Below are 20,652 nucleotides of genomic sequence, written 5' to 3'. Positions count from 1 at the left end.
AAGGGATCCAGGGCCATAACGCAGGCGAGTGTTCTGCGGTGGTTGCTCATGGGTGGAACGTTGATTATTCGGCTGGTTTTCACGGGCCGGAGGCTGTTAGTACTGCTCGCAAGAGTGTGGAAAGCATGATCTCCGGGCGGGAGCCGGCCGGGCACGCTGTTGGGTGTCTGAGGGTATGGCCGTATGGCTGCCTTCAGTGCCGACCCCGGTGAAGCACCATGCAGATGGTGTGTGACGGGTGGTTGGTCGTTGTTTGAGAACTGCACAGTGGACGCGAGCATCTGTGGCCAAGTTTTTAAGGGCGCACGGTGGATGCCTTGGCACCAGGAACCGATGAAGGACGTGGGAGGCCACGATAGTCCCCGGGGAGTCGTCAACCAGGCTTTGATCCGGGGGTTTCCGAATGGGGAAACCCGGCAGTCGTCATGGGCTGTCACCCATACCTGAACACATAGGGTATGTGGAGGGAACGCGGGGAAGTGAAACATCTCAGTACCCGCAGGAAGAGAAAACAACCGTGATTCCGGGAGTAGTGGCGAGCGAAACCGGATGAGGCTAAACCGTATACGTGTGAGACCCGGCAGGGGTTGCGTATGCGGGGTTGTGGGATCTCTCTTCTGTTGTCTGCCGGCAACAGGACGAGTCAGAAACCGTTGATGTAGACGAAGGACATGCGAAAGGTCCGGCGTAGAGGGTAAGACCCCCGTAGTCGAAACGTCAGCGGCTCGTTTGAGAGACACCCAAGTAGCACGGGGCCCGAGAAATCCCGTGTGAATCTGGCGGGACCACCCGCTAAGCCTAAATATTCCCTGGTGACCGATAGCGGATAGTACCGTGAGGGAATGGTGAAAAGTACCCCGGGAGGGGAGTGAAATAGTACCTGAAACCGTGTGCCTACAAGCCGTGGGAGCGTCGGAACAAGGCTTGCCTTGTTCTCGTGACTGCGTGCCTTTTGAAGAATGAGCCTGCGAGTTTGCGGTGTGTTGCGAGGTTAACCCGTGTGGGGAAGCCGTAGCGAAAGCGAGTCCGAACAGGGCGATTCAGTAGCGCGCTCAAGACCCGAAGCGGAGTGATCTAGCCATGGGCAGGTTGAAGCGGAGGTAAGACTTCGTGGAGGACCGAACCCACCAGGGTTGAAAACCTGGGGGATGACCTGTGGTTAGGGGTGAAAGGCCAATCAAACTCCGTGATAGCTGGTTCTCCCCGAAATGCATTTAGGTGCAGCGTCGTGTGTTTCTTGCCGGAGGTAGAGCACTGGATAGGCGATGGGCCCTACCGGGTTACTGACCTTAGCCAAACTCCGAATGCCGGTAAGTGAGAGCGCGGCAGTGAGACTGTGGGGGATAAGCTCCATGGTCGAGAGGGAAACAGCCCAGAGCATCGACTAAGGCCCCTAAGCGTACGCTAAGTGGGAAAGGATGTGGAGTCGCACAGACAACCAGGAGGTTGGCTTAGAAGCAGCCACCCTTGAAAGAGTGCGTAATAGCTCACTGGTCTAGTGATTCCGCGCCGACAATGTAGCGGGGCTCAAGCGTACCGCCGAAGTCGTGTCATTCCAGCATGAGGGCCAACGCCCGCTGGGATGGGTAGGGGAGCGTCGTGTGCCGGGTGAAGCAGCCGCGGAAGCGAGTTGTGGACGGTTCACGAGTGAGAATGCAGGCATGAGTAGCGATACAAACGTGAGAAACGTTTGCGCCGATTGACCAAGGGTTCCTGGGTCAAGCTGATCTGCCCAGGGTAAGTCGGGACCTAAGGCGAGGCCGACAGGCGTAGTCGATGGATAACCGGTTGATATTCCGGTACCCGCTGTGAAGCGTCAAACATTGAACCAGGCGATGCTAAGTCCGTGAAGCCGCCCCGGAGCCTTCGGGCAAAGGGGAGTGGTGGAGCCGACGAACCAGACTTGCAGTAGGTGAGTGATGGGGTGACGCAGGAAGGTAGTCCATCCCGGGCGGTGGTTGTCCCGGGGTAAGGGTGTAGGACGTCAGGTAGGTAAATCCGCCTGGCAATAGTCTGAGACCTGATGCCGAGCCGATTGTGGTGAAGTGGATGATCCTATGCTGTCGAGAAAAGCCTCTAGCGAGTTTCATGGCGGCCCGTACCCTAAACCGACTCAGGTGGTCTGGTAGAGAATACCGAGGCGTTCGGGTGAACTATGGTTAAGGAACTCGGCAAAATGCCCCCGTAACTTCGGGAGAAGGGGGCCATCACTGGTGATCCGATTTACTCGGTGAGCTGGGGGTGGCCGCAGAGACCAGCGAGAAGCGACTGTTTACTAAAAACACAGGTCCGTGCGAAGCCGTAAGGCGATGTATACGGACTGACGCCTGCCCGGTGCTGGAACGTTAAGGGGACCGGTTAGCTCACTTTCGGGTGGGCGAAGCTGAGAACTTAAGCGCCAGTAAACGGCGGTGGTAACTATAACCATCCTAAGGTAGCGAAATTCCTTGTCGGGTAAGTTCCGACCTGCACGAATGGCGTAACGACTTCTCGACTGTCTCAACCATAGGCCCGGTGAAATTGCACTACGAGTAAAGATGCTCGTTTCGCGCAGCAGGACGGAAAGACCCCGGGACCTTTACTACAGTTTGATATTGGTGTTCGGTTCGGCTTGTGTAGGATAGCTGGGAGACTGTGAAGCTCGGACGCCAGTTCGGGTGGAGTCGTCGTTGAAATACCAGTCTGGTCGTGCTGGATGTCTAACCCGGGTCCGTGATCCGGATCGGGGACAGTGTCTGATGGGTAGTTTAACTGGGGCGGTTGCCTCCCAAAGGGTAACGGAGGCGCCCAAAGGTTCCCTCAGCCTGGTTGGCAATCAGGTGGTGAGTGTAAGTGCACAAGGGAGCTTGACTGTGAGACCGACGGGTCGAGCAGGGACGAAAGTCGGGACTAGTGATCCGGCGGTGGCTTGTGGAAGCGCCGTCGCTCAACGGATAAAAGGTACCCCGGGGATAACAGGCTGATCTTCCCCAAGAGTCCATATCGACGGGATGGTTTGGCACCTCGATGTCGGCTCGTCGCATCCTGGGGCTGGAGTCGGTCCCAAGGGTTGGGCTGTTCGCCCATTAAAGCGGTACGCGAGCTGGGTTTAGAACGTCGTGAGACAGTTCGGTCCCTATCCGCTGCGCGCGCAGGAATATTGAGAAGGGCTGTCCCTAGTACGAGAGGACCGGGACGGACGAACCTCTGGTGTGCCAGTTGTTCTGCCAAGGGCATGGCTGGTTGGCTACGTTCGGGAGGGATAACCGCTGAAAGCATCTAAGCGGGAAGCCTGCTTCGAGATGAGTATTCCCACCCACTTGATGGGGTAAGGCTCCCAGTAGACGACTGGGTTGATAGGCCAGATATGGAAGCCTGGTAACGGGTGGAGTTGACTGGTACTAATAGGCCGAGGGCTTGTCCTCAGTTGCTCGCGTCCACTGTGTTGGTTCTGAAACCACGAACAACCCCACGTCTGTCACAGAGCGTGGTGCGGTTGAGTGTTTCATAGTGTTTCGGTGGTCATAGCGTGAGGGAAACGCCCGGTTACATTCCGAACCCGGAAGCTAAGCCTTACAGCGCCGATGGTACTGCAGGGGGGACCCTGTGGGAGAGTAGGACGCCGCCGAACAATTCTTGAGAAGACCCCTGCCGGGTGACCGGCAGGGGTCTTCTGCGTTTCCGGGTCGTTTAGGGTCGAGCCATGCGCTACGACCTCGTGATCTTCGACAATGACGGTGTTCTCGTCGACAGCGAGCCGATCTCCAATCGGCTCCTCGCCGAGTATCTGACCGAACTCGGGCACCCGACCTCGTACGAGGAATCCATCCGGGACTACATGGGGTCTGCCATGCACCGCATTCATGAGCTCGTTCTGGAGCGGACCGGGGAGACCCTGCCGGGTGACTTCGACGAAGTCTTCCACCGGCGCGTGTTCACCGCGTTCGAGCGGGAGTTGGAGGCCGTGCCGGGTGTGGTCCCGGTGCTGGAGAAGCTGGTCGCGGACGAGGTGCCGTACTGCGTGGCGTCGTCCGGGAGCCATGAGCGGATCCGGGTGGGGCACCGGAAGACGGGGCTGGACCGGTGGTTCGGGGACGGTCTCGTGTTCAGTTCGCAGGACGTGGGGCGGGGTAAGCCGGCACCGGATCTCTTCCTGCACGCGGCCGAGCGGATGGGCGTGGCCCCGGAGAGGTGTGCTGTCGTCGAGGACAGCCCCCTCGGGGTGCGGGCGGGGCTCGCCGCCGGGATGGATGTGTACGGGTTCACCGCGATGACACCGGCCGAGAGGCTGACCGGGGCCAGGGGGTACTTTTCGGACATGGGGAGGCTGCTGGACCTGCTCGCCTGAGGCTGCTCGGCGAGCTTAGTTGAGCAGTATTCAACTTCCTCTACCCATGGGTAGGTCGTGGCCCCTACTGTGCCGCCATGACAGATGTGCTGCGGCGCGGTAGGGCCGCGTTGGCGTTCAGCTTCTTCGCTCAGGGTGTCGCCTTCGCGCTGCTCGTGACGCGGATTCCGGCCATCCAGGACCGGTACGGGGTCTCCGACGCGCTGTTGCCCGCCTTCCTCGCCGCCGTGCCGATCCTCGCCGGGGTCGGCAGCGTCTGCACCGAGCACCTGGTGAAGAAGGTGCCGCCGAGCCTGGTGCTGCGGTGGTCCCAGCCTGTCGTGCTCCTGGCCCTGCTCGGAGTGGGGGCCGGCGAGCAGATGATCGTGCTCGGTGCCGCGCTGGCGGCCTTCGGGCTGGCGGTCGGGGCGCTCGACGCGTCGATGAACATGCTCGGGGTGAGCCTTCAGCGGTCGTACGGGCGGAGCATCATGCTCGGCTTCCACGCGGTGTACAGCCTGGGCGGGATAGCTGGGGCCTCGCTGGCGTGGGTCGGGGCGCACTGGGACCTGGCGCTGCTGGTGTCGTATCTGCCGGTGGTGGTCGTGCTGTTGCCGGCGGCGCTGGTCGGGAGCCGGTGGTACGTCGACGCGGGGCCGGACGGGGCGAAGCAGGAGGACGCCCTTCCGGCGGAGGCGGGCGGGGCGGGCGGGTCCGTCGCGTTCAAGATGCTGCTGCCGCTCTGTCTGGTGATGTGCTTCGCGTACATCGGGGACTCGACCGTCTCCAACTGGAGCGCCAAGTACTTGCAGGACGTGCTGGGTAGCAGCGAGCAGCTCGCGACCGTGCCGTACAACGTCTATATGGTCACCACGCTGCTCGGGCGGTCGATCGGGGACTTCGGGGTGCGCCGGTTCGGGGCCGCGGCCGTCGTGCGGGCCGGGGCGTTGGTGGCGGCGGTCGGGTTCGCCGTGGTGGCGGCCGCGCCGGGGGCCTGGGTGGGCATGCTCGGGTTCACGCTGCTGGGGCTCGGACTGTGTGTGCTGGTGCCGCAGACGTTCGCGGCGGCGGGGCGGCTGTTCCCCGGAGCTTCGGATGCGGCTGTCGCGCGGCTGAATATTTTCAACTATGTCGGGTTCTTGATCGGTTCTCCGTTGGTGGGGGCCGTGGGGGATCTCTGGAGTTATCGCGGGGCGATGCTCATTCCCATGGCGTTGGTGCTGGTGACCCTGGTGTACGCCCGGTCGTTCGAGACTGAACCGGACCGATACGGTGGCGGTCATGAGCGGCCGCGCACAGCTGATGTGGGACGAGGCAGTAACGGGCTATGACTTCGGTCCGGACCATCCGATGGATCCGGTCCGGCTGGCGCTGACCCGGAGCCTGGTGACTGCCTTCGGGCTCGACCGGGAGATGGATGTCGTCTCGGCGAAGCCGGCGGGGGAGTCGACGCTGCGGCTCGTGCATCGCGAGGACTACGTGGCGGCGGTCAGGGCGGCGTCCGCCGATCCCGAGGGCGCGGACGGGTCGTACGGGCTGGGGACGGTGGACGATCCGGCCTTCGCCGGGATGCACGAGGTGTCCGCGCTCATCGCGGGGCAGTCGGTCGGGGCGGCGGAGGCCGTGTGGCGGGGGGACGCGCTGCACGCCGTGAACTTCGCGGGCGGGCTGCATCACGCGATGCCCGGGGGTGCTTCGGGGTTCTGTATCTACAACGACGCGTCGATCGCCATCGCCCGGCTGCTGGAGCTGGGGGCCGAGCGCGTCGCCTACGTGGACGTCGATGTGCATCACGGGGACGGGGTGCAGGCGGCGTTCTGGGAGGACCCGAGGGTTCTGACGATCTCGCTGCACGAGCATCCCCGGACCCTGTTCCCGCAGACCGGGTGGCCGGAGGAGACGGGGGCCCCGTCGAGCGCGGAGGGGTCGGCCGTGAACGTGGCGCTGCCGGCGGGGACCGGGGACGCGGGGTGGGTGCGGGCGTTCCACGCGGTGGTGCCCGAGCTGATCGCCGACTTCCGGCCGCAGGTGCTGGTGACCCAGCACGGCGCCGACACGCACTTCGAGGATCCGTTGGCGCATCTGGCGGTGTCGCTGGACGCGCAGCGGGCCGTCCAGGTGGCGCTGCACGAGCTGGCGCACGAGTACGCCGACGGGCGGTGGGTCGCGCTCGGCGGCGGCGGGTACGCGGTGGTGGATGTGGTGCCGAGGTCGTGGACGCACCTGGTGGCGATCGCGGCGGGCCGGGAGATCGCGCCGGAGACCGCGATTCCCGAGGAGTGGCGGCAGCAGGTGTTCGCTCGTACGCGGCAGTTGGCGCCGGCGCGGATGACTGATGGGCGGTGGCCTGTGGTCTGGGCGGGGTGGGACGCGGGGTACGACCCCGCGGACCGGTTGGACCAGGCGGTGGTGGCCGCGCGGAAGGCTGTGTTTCCGTTGCGTGGGTTGCTGCCGTAGGGGTTTTCTCGCCCCCGCCGCCCCTACCCGTCCCATCCTCCAGGGGGCTGCGCGCCCCCTTCGCCCCCCGTCACAGATTCGGGGCTCCGCCCCGGACCCCGTTCGCGCAGTTCCCCGCGCCCTTGAGATGAGTTAGGCCAACTGTGTGGTGGGGCGGTGGTTTTCGGGGCGGTGGAGCGGGCCGTGCGTCAGCATCGGAGGGTGGTGAGCGGTGGGGCTTTGCGGCGGCATCTGGTGGGGGCCGGGTTGGCTGGGAGGGTGGCCACCGCCCGGGAGGTGAGTCTGCGGAGTTATCGGTTGTTCGCGGCTCGGGATCCTCGGTTCTTGATCGGGATTGATCCGGAGATGGCTTGGTGCCAGCGGGATGTGCTCGCGCTGATGGCCGAGAGATGCGGGGTTTCGGCCGATCCGGCGTGCACATCAGGGCAGGATGTGATCGATCCGGAGTTGACCGTCGGGGCGCTGGACCGTTTCGCGGAACGGCTCGGGGCGGTCGCTCGGAGTGGCGGAGCGGTGCTCCTCGGGACCGGGCACCCGCACCGGCTGATCGGCTTCTACGGCGCGTTGGCGGACGCTTTGTCGGCGGCGGGATGTGAGGTCCTCACCCCAGCGACGGGTAGACGTGTCGACATAACGACCCGGTTCGGTCTACGCACGTACAACCTCGACTACGTACGAGGAGTCGCTCTCGTCCGTGAGGCGCCCGCCCTGCGCTCCGGTGGTGCGACCGGCGTGCACACGCATTCACCCCTCCCGGTTCGGGTGGCTCTCGCGGCCGCCGCGGAGGCCGGCGGGCCGCTCCCGGAACTCGTGGTGGGAGACCACGGATGGGTCTGCGGGGCAGGTCAGCTGGGGTTCGAGGCGATCGGGCTCGCCGATGCGGACGATCCGGCGCTCTTCGTGGGGGAGGCGGAGGGGCGGGTGTCCGTCGCCGTTCCACTTGATGACGGTGTGCGGTCTGATTACTACCGACCGCTGACCCGCTACGTACTCAATCGGGCGTGTCTGTCACAGTAGGCCGCCGATGGCATCCCCTCTTCCCCACTCGCATCACCCGCCCCTACATTGGGGAGTGAGCACGCAGCGACGAAGAGTCACCGGAAGGGGAAGCCGGTGGCCGTCGAGTGCGGAAGGTTCAGGTGTGTCATGGCTGCAGCTGGCGAGAGGCCTCTGAACGAGGTTCAGTTCCTGACCGTGGCGGAAGTCGCCGCGGTGATGCGCGTGTCGAAGATGACCGTGTACCGCTTGGTGCACAGCGGTCATCTGCCGGCGATCCGGGTGGGCAGGTCCTTCCGGGTGCCGGAGCAAGCGGTACACGAGTACCTCCGCGAGAGCTATGTGGGGGTGGAGACGGCCTGACGGCCATCGGGGCCGAGGGGTTCCCGGAGGCCCTGCGGGACCTTCGGGATACCCCCGGTTCCCCCTCGATTACGCCCTCAGAGCTCGGACGGGTAGGCTGGCCCCTCGTAGGTCGTATGGGCCCATGGCGCCCAAACACCGAGTGATGAGAAGTGAGCGAGGGTAGTCGTGGGCTCTGTTATCAAGAAGCGGCGCAAGCGGATGGCTAAGAAGAAGCACCGCAAGCTGCTCAAGCGCACCCGCGTTCAGCGTCGCAACAAGAAGTAAGGCGGTCCGGCCCCGAGATCGGGGTCCTGGCCGGTCCCCCTCGCGTAAGGGGACCGTACGCCTTGCTTTCTTGCGCGAGCGCTGTTGAGAACGCGTTGCCGCGACCCCCCACCGAAAGCGGTGGGGGGTCGCGGTGTTTTCGCCCGTCGTTGTTTTTGCCGGTCGTTGACGGGGTCGCAGTCACCACAGTGCAACATCGACCCGCTAACGTGGCCGCACACGGGGAACGCGGAGAGCACGGGGAACGCGGCAGAGTTACGAGCAGACCGACGCCTGTGTGAGGCGACGGCTGGAAGGAAGGCGCTGATCTTGGGGAAGGTCGTGCTCGTCACCGGTGTGGCCCGTCAGCTGGGAGGCCGGTTCGTCCGGCGGATCCAGCGCGACCCGCAGGTCGACCGGGTCATCGCCGTGGACGCGGAGCCGCCGGGCCACCATCTGGGCGGAGCGGACTTCGTCCAGGCCGACATCCGTCAGCCCGCCATAGCCCGTCTGCTGGCCGAGCACAACGTGGACACCGTGGTGCACATGGACGTCACGGGCACCCCGCTGGGCAGCGGTGGTCGCGCCACGCTGAAGGAGACCAACGTCATCGGCACCATGCAGTTGCTCGGTGCCTGTCAGAAGTCCCCGTTGGTCAAGCGGCTGGTCGTGAAGTCCAGTACGAACGTGTACGGCTCCGCGCCGCGCGATCCGGCCGTGTTCACCGAGAACACCCCGCCCAAGTCACTGCCCAGCGGCGGCTTCGCCAAGGACACCGTGGAGGTCGAGGGGTACGTCCGAGGGTTCGCCCGGCGACGGCCCGATGTGGCCGTGTGTGTGCTGCGGTTCGCGAACATCCTCGGACCGAGCGCCGATTCGCCGCTCGCCTCCTACTTCTCGCTGCCGGTGCTGCCGACCGTGCTGGGCTACGACCCCCGGCTGCAGTTCGTGCACGAGGACGACGTCATCGAGGTGCTGCGGATCGCCTCGCACGAACCGGCACGGGGCACTCTCAACAGCGGCACGTTCAACATCGCCGGCGACGGTGTGCTGCTGCTCTCGCAGTGCGCGCGGCGTCTCGGGCGGCCGACGGTGCCGCTGCTGATGCCGGCGGTCAGCTGGGTCGGCTCCATGGTCCGGACGCTGGGCGTCACCGACTTCTCGCCGGAGCAGCTGCGGCTGCTGACGCACGGGCGGGTCGTGTCGACCAACCAGATGCGCGACACGCTCGGCTACCGGGCCAGGTACACGACCGCGGAGACGTTCGCTGACTTCGCGCGCAGCAGGGGGCCCGGCCTCCTGCCTCCCGAGGCCCTCGCAGGGGCCATCGACCGGATCGCCGCCCTGCCCGTGCCCACCGTGGGTGGCGGTCAACCCCCGACGCAGAGCGCCAACTGAGGAGCGCATCAACGATGGCGGATGCCAAGGTCATTCCGTTCGACGACGACCGGACGCGCGGGGGTGGCGTGCAGCGCCCGTCGCGCCGCCGGACCACGGGGAGTCGGCGCAAGGGCGAGAGCGCGGTCGTCCGGGACGTCCGTGAATCCGGCGAGGTCCAGGCTCTCCCCGGACGGCCGACCAGGACCGATGATGTCCCTGTGACACGGGAGAAGCCGGAGCCGCCCCAGGGGGCCGCCGAGGCACAGGACGGCGGCGGGCTGGAGCGACGGATCGCGGGAGGGCTCGCGTTCCTGCGCAAACGCCTCACGGGCGACTACGAGGTCGACGACTTCGGCTTCGACGCCGAACTCACCGACCAGGTGCTGATGTCCCTGCTGCGGCCGGTGTACGAGAAGTACTTCCGCGTCGAGGTGAAGGGCATCGAGAACATCCCGACGGACGGCGGCGCCCTGATCGTCTCCAACCACTCGGGGACGCTGCCGCTGGACGGCCTGATGATGCAGGTCGCCGTGCACGACAACCACCCCACCGGGCGGCATCTGCGGCTGCTCGCCGCGGACCTGGTCTTCATGCTGCCGGTGGTCAACGAGCTGGCCCGCAAGCTCGGGCACACCCTCGCGTGTGCGGAGGACGCCTCACGGCTGCTGCAGCAGGGCGAGCTGGTCGGGGTCATGCCGGAGGGCTTCAAGGGGCTCGGCAAGCCCTTCGGGGACCGCTACAAGCTTCAGCGGTTCGGTCGGGGCGGCTTCGTCTCCACGGCCCTGCGGGCGGGCACGCCGATCATCCCGTGCTCGATCGTGGGCGCGGAGGAGATCTACCCGATGATCGGGAACTCCAGGACACTCGCCCGGCTGCTCGGTTTCCCGTACTTCCCGATCACGCCGACCTTCCCGTGGCTCGGCCCCCTGGGTGCCGTACCGCTCCCGACGAAGTGGACCATCCAGTTCGGCGAGCCGATTCCGACGGACGGCTATCCGCCGGAGGCAGCCGAGGACCCGATGTTGATGTTCAACCTGACCGACCAGGTACGGGAGCAGATCCAGCACACGCTGTACAAGCTGCTGGTGCAGCGGCGGTCCGTGTTCTTCTAGGTTCTTCCCGAGCACGTACGACGGTGGGGCGCCCTTCTTCGAGAAGGGCGCCCCACCGTCGTACGGGGCTACTAGCTGTTGTCGCCGTCGATGCCCAGGCCGGGCAGGAGGCCCGGGAGGAGGGGCGGGAGGGTGACGTCGGGGTCCTCGGGCGGGGTGGACCTGCCGGTGGACGGGGAGCTGCTGGTGGTGTCGTCCTGGGGCGGGTCCAGCAGGCCGCCGGTGGTGCCGCCGACGAGTCCTTCGCCGCCGCTGTCCGAGTTCGAGGTGGACGGCTTGGGTCTGCCGCTGGTGTCCTCGCCGCCGCCGACGGAGCCGCCGGTGGCGCTCGGGGCCGGACGGCCGGTGTCCGCGGTGCCGGGGGAACCGGAGCCCGTGGACCGCTGCTTGCCGTCGCCGTCCTGGGCGGGGGGCTGCGGCAGCAGCGACGAGTGCGGGGCGACCTCGTCGTCTATGGCGTCGAAGACCGACGAGACCTGCTGACTCACGTCCCCGAGCTGCACGGGCAGCCGGTCGCGGAGCGCACCCCAGGCCTCGCGGTGGGACCGGGAGAACGCAGAGAGGGCCCGGATGGGGCCCAGGGACTCCGGATCTCGCTCGTAGGCCTCGTGGAGCAGGCGGTGGCCCTCGGAGGCGTCGTGCCGCATCCCGGTGAGGGCGCGGCGGATCTCGCCGAGGGACTCGTGGTCGAGTTGTCCGCCCCGGCCGCGCTCCATGAGGCGGCGGGCCTCGCTGAGGCGGGTCGACGCCTGGTCCAGATAGAGCCGGCCCCGGTCGTCGGTGTCGTCGGCCAGGGTGAGCTTCACGTCCTCGATGCCGCGCTTGAGGCCGTAGAGCGAGTCACCGGGCAGGGCGTCCGAACTGGCGGCTGCCACACCGCCGAAGGCGCTCGCGGCCACGCCGACGCTGAGCCCGCCGGCGGCGAGACCCTTCGTCAGACGGGACCGTGGCCGCAACTTGCCCAGCGGACTTGCCCGGTGCGCGCCCCGCGCCTTGCCCGATCGCTGTTCGGGCACCGAAGGGTCCGACGCCTCGCGCCCCGGCAGTGTGCCGTCCCGCAGCATGGCTTCCATCGCGGCCACCAACTGGGCGCGATGGACGACCTTGACCTCGGGGTCGAGCACTGGCTTGGGCAGCTCGTCGAGACCGGTGGTGAGGGCCAGCATGCGGCCCTGCTCGGTCTGTTCCGCTGCCGGGGCCGGTGCCGATCCCTCGGGCTGCTCGGCCGCCGTGCCCCGGTCGGACAGCTCCTCCAGGGCCTGGGCGAAGGCGTTCGCCCGCCGGTGCGCCGATACGTTCGCGATCACTGGCGGCACCTCCTCTCGTCATGACGGTCGACTCCCCAGGGGGTCCTGAGGGTTGCACGACCCCGACCGAGCCACACGATCGAGTGATCGGTGTCGGCCAGGCGCGACCACAGGGAGCCTGTATCCCGCACAACGAGCGGCGCGGCACTTGGGTTACGGACGGCGGATGATCGGACGAGGAAGTCAACAGACTTCGACGCAGGGTGAGTTGAGCATCGCGGAGCGTAGGTGAGCGATGTGCTCGGCGGTCCGGTGGCTCAGCCGTGGTGGTCCCGGTGGGCGGGCTTCAGCGGGCGTCGTCCGGGAGGAGGCGGGCGAGGGTGCGGACCGCGCGGTACTGGAGGGTCTTGATCGCGCCCTCGTTCTTGCCCATGACCCGGGCGGTCTCCGCGACGGAGAGGCCCTGGAGGAAGCGGAGGGTGACGCACTCCTGCTGCTGGGGGTTGAGCCGGCGTACGGCTTCCAGGAGGGCGGCGTTGGAGAGGGACTCCAGGACGGAGTCCTCGGGGGAGCGCTCGACCTCGTTGGCGTCGAGCATCTCGCCGGTGGTGACCTCCAGCCGGAAGCGGCTTGACTTGAAGTGGTCGGCCACCAGGTTGCGGGCGATGGTGACCAGCCAGGCGCCGAAGTCGCGGCCCTGCCAGGTGAACGTGCCGATGCGGCGCAGGGCGCGCAGGAAGGTCTCGCTGGTGAGGTCCTCGGCGGTCGCCTTGCCGCCGACGCGGTAGTAGATGTAGCGGTAGACGGTGTCGCTGTACTGGTCGTACAGACGGCCGAAGGCGTCGGCCTCGCCGGACTGGGCGCGTTCGACGAGGTCCATCATGCGGGCGCTGTCGCTGTCCGCGGCGGGACGGCGGGTGGTCGTGGCGGTGGATCCCGAACGGGCTCGTCTGCCCGCCCGCCCGTCACCCGACCACCGCCCCTCGGTGACAGCGCTTCGCCCTGGCCCCGGCTCGACGCTGTCGGCCAGTGCGTAGCACGGGCCGACGGGCGCGGCGGAGGTGGCGAGGGCGGGGACGGCGTACGCGGTGGGGACGAAGCCGCGCAACAGTTGGTTGACTGTCGCGCGCAGCGTAGCCAGGCCCGAGGCGTCAACCCCGACGTGTGGGTACACGGGACTCCCAGAGGCAGAGCTTCCATCACGTGCAGTGCGGAACCTTTCACCCGTCGTAGCGACGGAGGGGCACCGGTTTGCGTTTGAGGAGAATAACGCTTCGTGCAGGCACTGCTACACCCAGTTGCTCAAATCATCGATTACGTCGCTTCTGTTACCGATTGACGGCTGCTCAAGTGCCGCTCCGTGATCGGTTATTGATCGATTGAGTTCGTGTTCCGTCTGGGTGCGGGGCGTGTTGTGGTCGGGTGCGGACGGCGTGACTGAGGGGGGTGCGGTGGGGGTATGACCGCTGGAATGTCGGCGTGACGGGGGCGGACACACTGGACGCGCGAACGCCGGAGGGGCTGGGAAGACCCAGCCCCTCCGGCGTTCGAGAAACGATCAGCCGTTCAGCGGCGACGACGGTGCAGTGCGATCGCGGCCGCCGTGCCGCCGGCCACCGCGCCGACGCCCGCCGCCGCGGGGAGGCCGACCTTGGCGGCCTTGCGGGCGGTGCGGTAGTCACGCAGCCGCCAGTCCATGTCGCGGGCGTGCTTGCGGAGTTTGCTGTCGGGGTTGATGGCGTACGGGTGGCCCACGAGCGACAGCATCGGGATGTCGTTGTGGGAGTCGCTGTACGCGGCGCAGCGCGAGAGGTCGAGACCCTCGGCGGCGGCCAGGGCGCGCACGGCCTCGGCCTTCGCCGGGCCGTGCAGCGGCTCGCCGACCAGCTTGCCGGTGTAGACGCCGTCGACGGACTCGGCGACCGTGCCCAACGCGCCGGTCAGGCCGAGGCGGCGGGCGATGACCTGGGCGATCTCGACGGGGGCGGCCGTGACGAGCCAGACCTTCTGGCCGGCGTCGATGTGGGCCTGGGCCAGGGCGCGCGTGCCCGGCCAGATGCGCTCGGCCATGTACTCGTCGTAGATCTCCTCGCCAATGATCGTCAGTTCGGCGACGCGGTGGCCCTGGACGATGGAGAGCGCGGAGTTCTGGGCGTCCTGCATGTGCTCGGGGTCCTCGGAGCCCGCCAGCCTGAACCACGCCTGCTGCCAGGCGAATCGGGCGAGGTCGCGCGTCTCGAAGAACTTCCGCTTGTACAGGCCCCGGCCGAAGTGGAAGAGCGAGGCGCCCTGCATCACGGTGTTGTCGAGGTCGAAGAACGCGGCGGCCTTGTCGTCGCCGAGGACCGGGAACTCCGGTTCCTGGACGGCGTCGGGCGCGGGGGAGATGTCCTCCAACTCCTGGGAGGACTTGCGCGCTGCCTCCGCAGAGGCCTCGCCTGCCAAAACGCTCCGCGCCGTGGCGGAGCGCCTACGGGGAGTGAGCCATCCGAGAGCGGCCATGTCGTGAGCATAGCCAGTCTGTTCGGCACTTCCGGAGTCCAGAGGTTTGCGGGCTGTGAACTCTCCACGACCGTGCCGTTAAAGGAGTGGTCCCGGCGGCGTGTCCCCGTGCGGAAGAGGGAGGAACAGGTGGGGAAAAGGGCAGGTCGTGCGCTTCATGGTGAGGGGGAGGTGTGGATGTCCGGTGCGGAGCGACAATGGCCCGCATGAGTGCCATGTTCCGGCGGACGCCGAAGAATCCCGGTGAGCGACTCGTCACACTGATCGGCAAACCGGGGTGCCATCTGTGCGACGACGCGGAGGCGGTGATCGGGAAGGTCTGCGGTGAGCTGGGCGTTCCCTGGGAGAAGAAGGACATCACCCAGGACGAGGAACTGCACCGGCAGTACTGGGAGCAGGTCCCCGTGGTGCTCGTGGACGGCGCGCAGCACACCTTCTGGCGTGTGAACGAGGAGCGCCTTCGCAAAGCCCTCGCGCCGAGGTGACCCGAGATGTGACCTGACCGACCAGTCCAAGTGGTCCCAAAAGTCGCTTAGGATCGATGGGCTGGTTGGTCTCGGGGGCGGGATTCGTGAGGAGAGTGTGCGGTTTTGCCCCCGTCGTGCAAGGCGTCAGGTGAGGAACGAGGGCACGCCTGTGCCGGTTCCACGCGCGTGCGTCAGGTGTGCGTGACCCCGGTCACGTTGGCCGGGCAAATCGGACACCATCTTTGTGCACGCGTTCACAAAGACATAGCCTGCTGTCGACGGGGCGGTCTGGGGACGCATGACCGCCCGCAGCCCCGCTCTACCCGCAGGAGCACCGTGGCAACTGGCCGAACTCACCGACCGGCGACCCGTAGCCGAGGGATTCCCGAGGCCACCGTCGCCAGGCTTCCGCTGTACCTCCGTGCCCTGACCGCGCTGTCGGAGCGCTCGGTACCCACCGTTTCATCCGAGGAGCTGGCGGCCGCCGCGGGGGTCAACTCCGCGAAGTTGCGCAAGGACTTCTCGTACCTGGGCTCGTACGGAACGCGGGGCGTGGGCTACGACGTCGAGTATCTCGTCTACCAGATCTCACGTGAGCTGGGGCTGACCCAGGACTGGCCGGTCGTGATCGTCGGAATCGGTAACCTCGGCGCCGCGCTCGCCAATTACGGCGGGTTCGCCTCGCGCGGGTTCCGGGTGGCGGCGTTGATAGACGCCGATCCGGCGATGGCGGGCAAGCCGGTCGCGGGGATCCCGGTCCAGCACACGGACGAGCTGGAAAAGATCATCGACGACAACGGTGTGTCCATCGGGGTGATCGCCACCCCCGCCGGCGCCGCCCAGCAGGTGTGCGACCGACTGGTCGCCGCCGGTGTCACGTCCATCCTGAACTTCGCGCCCACCGTCCTGTCCGTGCCGGACGGTGTCGACGTCCGCAAGGTCGACCTCTCGATCGAACTCCAGATCCTCGCCTTCCACGAGCAGCGCAAGGCCGGCGAGGAGGCCGCGAGCGAGGCCGACGCAGTACCGCTGGCTGCCAAGGAGGCCGGGAAAGGGCCCGACGGGGATGTCCCCGCCGTGATGCCGGCATGAGCCTTCTGGTCGTCGGACTGAGTCACCGCAGTGCTCCGGTGAGCGTGCTGGAGCGGGCCGCGCTGTCCCTGGACGCGCAGATCAAGTTGCTTCAGGACACGGTCGCCGCCGAGCCGGCCACGGAGGCCGCCGTCCTCGCCACCTGCAACCGCATCGAGCTGTATGCCGACGTGGACAAGTTCCACGCGGGCGTCGCCGAGCTGTCCACGCTGCTCGCCCAGCACAGCGGGGTGGGGCTCGACGAGATCACTCCCTATCTGTACGTGCACTACGAGGACCGGGCCGTCCACCATCTGTTCTCCGTGGCCTGCGGACTCGACTCCATGGTCGTCGGCGAGGGGCAGATCCTCGGACAGATCAAGGACTCGCTGGCCCGCGCGCAGGAGCTGCACACCGCCGGGCGACTGCTGAACGACCTGTTCCAGCAGAGCCTCAGGGTCGGCAAGCGGGCCCACTCCGAGACCGGGATCGACCGGGCCGGACAGTCGCTGGTGACCTTCGGCCTGGAGCAGTTCACCGCCGGTGGCGACGTCGCGAGCTGGGCCCGGGGCAAGCGGGCCGTGGTGATGGGCGCCGGATCGATGTCCTCGCTGGCCGCCGCGACGCTCGCGCGGGCCGGCGTCGGCGAGATCGTGATCGCCAACCGGACGTACGACCGGGCCGAGCGGCTCGCGCACCTGCTCGAAGAGCAGTACGGACAGGGCCTGACCGAACAGGGCGGAACGGACGCGCTGGCCCGCGCGGTCCCGATGGAATCGGTGCAGGACGAGCTGACACGTGCTGACGTCGTCATCTCCTGCACGGGCGCCACGGGCCTGGTCCTGACCGCCGAGATGGTCGCCGCGGCCGTCGAGGGCCGGGTGCCCGACGGCACGCTCCCCGCGGAGACCGAGACGCGTGGCGACGTACGGACGGCCCTGCCGCCGACGTCCATCGGCAGCGACGACGACTGCCCCCTCGACCTGCCCGCCGTGCAGGGCGGCGGCTTCTCCGTGCACGGGGAGGCCGCGGTCGCCGGGATGGACGCGGCCACGCTGGAGCAGCACGCGGCCTGGGTCGACAACGCGACCGTGGACCGGCGTACGAGCCGTCGCGCGCCGGAGCGTGAGGCCGCGCGCACGCCCGCCGCCGACGCCGAGCTGATCGCCGCGCTCGTCGCGACCGTGGCCGTCACCGGGCGGATCACCGAGCTGCGCCGGCCCGAGCCCGTCGCCGAGGTGCCCAGGCCCGCGCCCGTGCTGGCGCTGCTGGACCTGGCGATGCCCCGGGACATCGACGCCGCCGCGCACCGGCTGGCCGGCGTGCGGCTGGTCGACATCGAGTCGCTCGCCGAGGTCTCCGCCGACGCGCCCATGGCCGCCGACGTCGACATGGTGCGGAGGATCGTTTCGGACGAGGTGGCCGCCTTCGGCGCCGCTCAGCGGGCCGCGCACATCACACCCACCGTCGTGGCGCTGCGCGCCATGGCCGCCGATGTGGTCGCCGGTGAGATCGCCCGCCTGGAGGGCCGGCTGCCCGGCCTCGACGACAAGCACCGCGGCGAGATCACCCAGACCGTGCGGCGCGTCGTCGACAAGCTGCTGCACGCTCCGACCGTACGGGTCAAGCAGCTTGCGGCCGAGCCGGGCGGCGCCGGGTACGCGGACGCGCTGCGCACCCTGTTCGACCTGGACCAGGAGACGGTCGCGGCCGTGTCCCGGGCCGAGGACAGCAGCAGTTCAGAGAACGACGCCGAGAACCGAGGGCGATCATGAGTGACCAGGCACTGAGGCTGGGGACCAGGCGAAGCAAACTCGCCATGGCCCAGTCCGGGCAGGTGGCGGAGGCGGTCCGCCGGCTGACCGGGCGGCCCGTCGAACTCGTGGAGATCACGACGTACGGCGATGTCTCCCGGGAGCAGCTGGCGCAGATCGGCGGCACGGGCGTGTTCGTCACCGCGCTGCGCGAGGCGCTGCTGCGCGGCGAGGTCGACTTCGCCGTGCACTCGCTCAAGGACCTGCCGACCACGCACCCGGACGACCTGGCGCTGGCCGCCGTGCCGGTGCGCGAGGACGCGCGGGACGTACTGGTCGCCCGGGACGGACTCACCTTCGAGCAGCTCCCCGAGGGCGCGCGCGTCGGTACCGGTTCGCCCCGGCGCATGTCCCAGCTGAACGCGTACGCGCGCAGCCACGGGCTCACGATCGAGACGGTGCCCATACGCGGGAACGTCGACACAAGGATCGGTTACGTCCGCAAGGGCGAGCTGGACGCTGTCGTCCTGGCCGCCGCCGGACTGAACCGGATCGGACGGAGCGACGAGGTGACCGACTTCCTCTCGGTCGACACAGTTTTGCCCGCCCCCGGCCAGGGGGCACTGGCGATCGAATGCAGGGCGGGACACACCGCCCGAGACGCTGAGCTGATCGCCGCGCTCGCCGGGCTCGACGACCCGCACACCCGGGTCGCCGTGACCGCCGAGCGATCCCTGCTCGCCGCCCTGGAGGCCGGTTGCAGCGCACCTGTGGGTGCGCTCGCCGACCTGCTGGCCGACGGGCAGACTGTCAAGGAGCTGCGCCTGCGCGGCGTCGTCGGCACGATCGACGGCTCGACGCTGGTGCAGCTGTCCACCACCGGTCCCGTGCCCGAGACGCACGACCAAGCAATGGCGCTCGGCCGTGAACTCGCCGCCGAGATGCTCGCTAAGGGCGCGGCCGGTCTGATGGGGGAGCGAGCACATTGAGCCCCACCACCCTTCCCGCCGGTCCGGACCACGGTCACGTCACCTTCCTCGGTGCCGGACCCGGGGATCCGGGACTGTTGACACTGCGCGCCGTCGAGGCACTGGCGAACGCGGACGTCCTCATCGCCGAGCACGACGTGCTCGACGTGGTGCGAACGCATGCCCGCGCCGGCGTCGCCCTACTGGACACCGACTCGAGCCCGCCGTCGGTACTGACCGCGGCGTCCTCAGCCACTGCCTCTGCCTCTTCCGCGGCTACTTCAGCGGATACGTTTTCGGGCACAGGCACGCCTCAGCTGACGGTTGTTGACGGCGCGTCAACAACCGTTGGTGCACCCGCTGTGCGGGATGCGGCACATCTTGTCATGGAGGCCGCGCGGGGCGGCAAGCGGGTCGTGCGTGCGGTGTCCGGGGACCCCGGGCTCGACACGTACGCCACCGAGGAGATGCTGGCGTGCGCCGCCGCGGGCGTGCCGTTCGAGGTGGTCCCGGGCGTTGCGGCGGCCGTGGGCGTGCCCGCGTACGCCGGTGTGCCGCTGCGGGACGCGCAGGGCGCGGACGTCCGGTTCGTCGACGCGCGCACGGCGTCCGACCGCTGCTGGGCCGAGGTCGGGGTGTCCGACGGGACCGTCGTGGTCTCGGCGACGCTGGAGACCGTGGCCGCGGCGGCGGGCGAACTGGTCGCCGCCGGCCGTAAGCCGGACACCCCCATGACGGTGACCGTCGCGGGGACGACGACGCGGCAGCGCACCTGGACCGCGACGCTCGGCACGATCGCGCAGACGCTGAAGCAGGCCAAGGTGCTGCCCTCGCCCGAGGGCGGGCGGCCGGTGATAGCCGTGGTCGGTGAGCGTTCCGCGGCGGCCCAGCGCGACCAGCTGTCGTGGTTCGAGAGCAAGCCGCTCTTCGGGTGGCGGGTCCTCGTGCCGCGCACGAAGGAGCAGGCCGCCTCGCTCTCCGACCAACTGCGCTCGTACGGGGCCGTACCGCACGAGGTGCCGACGATCGCGGTCGAGCCGCCGCGCACGCCGCAGCAGATGGAGCGGGCCGTGAAGGGGCTCGTGACCGGCCGCTACGAGTGGATCGCGTTCACCTCGGTCAACGCCGTCAAGGCGGTGCGGGAGAAGTTCGAGGAGTACGGGCTCGACGCCCGTGCCTTCGCCGGGATCAAGGTCGCGGCGGTGGGCGAGCAGACCGCCAAGGCCCTCATCGCCTTCGGTGTGAAGCCGGACCTGGTGCCGAGCGGTGAGCAGAGCGCGGCCGGGCTGTTGGAGGACTGGCCGCCGTACGACCCGGTCTTCGACCCGATCGACCGGGTGTTCCTGCCGCGCGCCGACATCGCCACGGAGACGCTGGTCGCCGGGCTGATCGAGCTCGGGTGGGAGGTCGACGACGTCACGGCGTACCGGACCGTGCGCGCGTCGCCGCCGCCGGCGGAGACCCGTGAGGCCATCAAGGGCGGTGGTTTCGACGCCGTTCTGTTCACCTCGTCCTCCACCGTGCGGAACCTGGTGGGCATCGCCGGGAAGCCGCACAACGTGACGGTGATCGCCTGTATCGGCCCGGCCACGGCCAAGACGGCCGAGGAGCACGGGCTGCGGGTGGACGTGATGGCTCCCGAGCCGTCCGTGCACAAGCTGGCCGAGGCGCTGGCGGACTTCGGGCTGCGGCGGCGGGCTGCCGCCGTGGAGGCCGGCGATCCGGTGACGCGGCCGAGTGAGCGGCGACCGGGGGCGCGGCGGCGGCGGTCTACGACCTGAGG

Annotated in this window: 16 protein-coding genes and 2 rRNA genes; 15 read left to right on the top strand and 3 right to left on the bottom strand. The window is 68.0% G+C overall.

Annotated features, from left to right (window positions below; genetic code table 11):
* Positions 1–285 precede the first annotated feature (285 nt).
* The 10 genes from K1J60_RS18470 to K1J60_RS18425 all read left to right on the top strand — a co-directional run bounded on the left by K1J60_RS18470 (position 286) and on the right by K1J60_RS18425 (position 10,860).
* Positions 286–3,404: ribosomal RNA gene (locus tag K1J60_RS18470) — 23S ribosomal RNA — on the top strand.
* Between the two features lie 89 nt (positions 3,405–3,493).
* Positions 3,494–3,610, top strand: a 5S ribosomal RNA gene (rrf, locus tag K1J60_RS18465).
* Between the two features lie 72 nt (positions 3,611–3,682).
* Complete coding sequence (locus K1J60_RS18460; protein WP_220647162.1) at positions 3,683–4,327, top strand: HAD family hydrolase; 645 nt, start codon at positions 3,683–3,685, stop codon at positions 4,325–4,327.
* A gap of 77 nt (positions 4,328–4,404) precedes the next feature.
* Positions 4,405–5,637, top strand: a complete 1,233-nt coding sequence (locus K1J60_RS18455) for an MFS transporter (RefSeq protein ID WP_220647161.1) — start codon at positions 4,405–4,407, stop codon at positions 5,635–5,637.
* Entirely contained in the window at positions 5,588–6,763 is a 1,176-nt protein-coding gene (locus tag K1J60_RS18450; RefSeq protein ID WP_220647160.1) for an acetoin utilization protein AcuC, read from the top strand. Before K1J60_RS18455 ends, K1J60_RS18450 begins: the two co-directional genes overlap by 50 nt.
* A gap of 201 nt (positions 6,764–6,964) precedes the next feature.
* Complete coding sequence (locus K1J60_RS18445) at positions 6,965–7,780, top strand: phosphatase (protein ID WP_220651535.1); 816 nt, start codon at positions 6,965–6,967, stop codon at positions 7,778–7,780.
* 129 nt (positions 7,781–7,909) lie between these two features.
* Positions 7,910–8,122, top strand: coding sequence for a helix-turn-helix domain-containing protein (locus K1J60_RS18440; RefSeq protein WP_007443703.1), 213 nt, complete (start codon positions 7,910–7,912; stop codon positions 8,120–8,122).
* A 168-nt stretch (positions 8,123–8,290) separates the two neighbouring features.
* The gene (locus K1J60_RS18435; RefSeq protein WP_003948845.1) at positions 8,291–8,389 is read left to right on the top strand and encodes a 30S ribosomal protein bS22; all 99 of its coding nucleotides are present in this window, start codon (positions 8,291–8,293) and stop codon (positions 8,387–8,389) included.
* A gap of 309 nt (positions 8,390–8,698) precedes the next feature.
* Positions 8,699–9,766, top strand: coding sequence for an NAD-dependent epimerase/dehydratase family protein (locus K1J60_RS18430; protein WP_220647159.1), 1,068 nt, complete (start codon positions 8,699–8,701; stop codon positions 9,764–9,766).
* A 14-nt stretch (positions 9,767–9,780) separates the two neighbouring features.
* On the top strand, positions 9,781–10,860 hold the full coding sequence (locus K1J60_RS18425) for a lysophospholipid acyltransferase family protein (protein ID WP_220647158.1): 1,080 nt from the start codon (positions 9,781–9,783) through the stop codon (positions 10,858–10,860).
* Between the two features lie 71 nt (positions 10,861–10,931).
* Here the strand turns inward: K1J60_RS18425 and K1J60_RS18420 are convergent, their stop codons facing one another.
* From K1J60_RS18420 to K1J60_RS18410, 3 genes are all read right to left on the bottom strand, one after another.
* Positions 10,932–12,167 carry a DUF5667 domain-containing protein gene (locus K1J60_RS18420; protein ID WP_220647157.1) on the bottom strand — a complete coding sequence of 412 codons (1,236 nt, stop codon included), beginning with the start codon at positions 12,165–12,167 and terminating at the stop codon, positions 10,932–10,934.
* A gap of 286 nt (positions 12,168–12,453) precedes the next feature.
* Positions 12,454–13,281, bottom strand: coding sequence for an ECF subfamily RNA polymerase sigma factor, BldN family (locus K1J60_RS18415; protein ID WP_220647156.1), 828 nt, complete (start codon positions 13,279–13,281; stop codon positions 12,454–12,456).
* Between the two features lie 392 nt (positions 13,282–13,673).
* Positions 13,674–14,609, bottom strand: a complete 936-nt coding sequence (locus tag K1J60_RS18410; RefSeq protein ID WP_220647155.1) for an HAD family hydrolase — start codon at positions 14,607–14,609, stop codon at positions 13,674–13,676.
* A gap of 197 nt (positions 14,610–14,806) precedes the next feature.
* On the opposite strand from K1J60_RS18410, the gene K1J60_RS18405 reads away from it, so the two are divergent.
* The 5 genes from K1J60_RS18405 (at position 14,807) to K1J60_RS18385 (ending at position 20,650) form a co-directional block, all read left to right on the top strand.
* Positions 14,807–15,094 (top strand): glutaredoxin family protein, encoded by a 288-nt coding sequence (locus K1J60_RS18405; RefSeq protein ID WP_220647154.1) that lies wholly within the window; start codon positions 14,807–14,809, stop codon positions 15,092–15,094.
* Between the two features lie 318 nt (positions 15,095–15,412).
* Entirely contained in the window at positions 15,413–16,168 is a 756-nt protein-coding gene (locus tag K1J60_RS18400) for a redox-sensing transcriptional repressor Rex (RefSeq protein WP_220647153.1), read from the top strand.
* Complete coding sequence (locus tag K1J60_RS18395) at positions 16,165–17,922, top strand: glutamyl-tRNA reductase (RefSeq protein ID WP_220647152.1); 1,758 nt, start codon at positions 16,165–16,167, stop codon at positions 17,920–17,922. Before K1J60_RS18400 ends, K1J60_RS18395 begins: the two co-directional genes overlap by 4 nt.
* On the top strand, positions 17,919–18,890 hold the full coding sequence (gene hemC / locus K1J60_RS18390) for a hydroxymethylbilane synthase (RefSeq protein ID WP_220647151.1): 972 nt from the start codon (positions 17,919–17,921) through the stop codon (positions 18,888–18,890). The genes K1J60_RS18395 and hemC overlap by 4 nt, the downstream gene beginning before the upstream one ends.
* A complete protein-coding gene (locus K1J60_RS18385) occupies positions 18,887–20,650 on the top strand; it encodes a bifunctional uroporphyrinogen-III C-methyltransferase/uroporphyrinogen-III synthase (RefSeq protein WP_033532729.1) in 1,764 nt (587 codons plus the stop codon). Before hemC ends, K1J60_RS18385 begins: the two co-directional genes overlap by 4 nt.
* The last annotated feature ends 2 nt before the right edge of the window (positions 20,651–20,652 follow it).

This window comes from Streptomyces akebiae, assembly GCF_019599145.1.
Lineage (GTDB): Bacteria > Actinomycetota > Actinomycetes > Streptomycetales > Streptomycetaceae > Streptomyces > Streptomyces akebiae.
The sequence above is the reverse complement of the archived record's forward strand: the minus strand, read 5'-3'. Positions and strand labels throughout refer to the sequence as shown.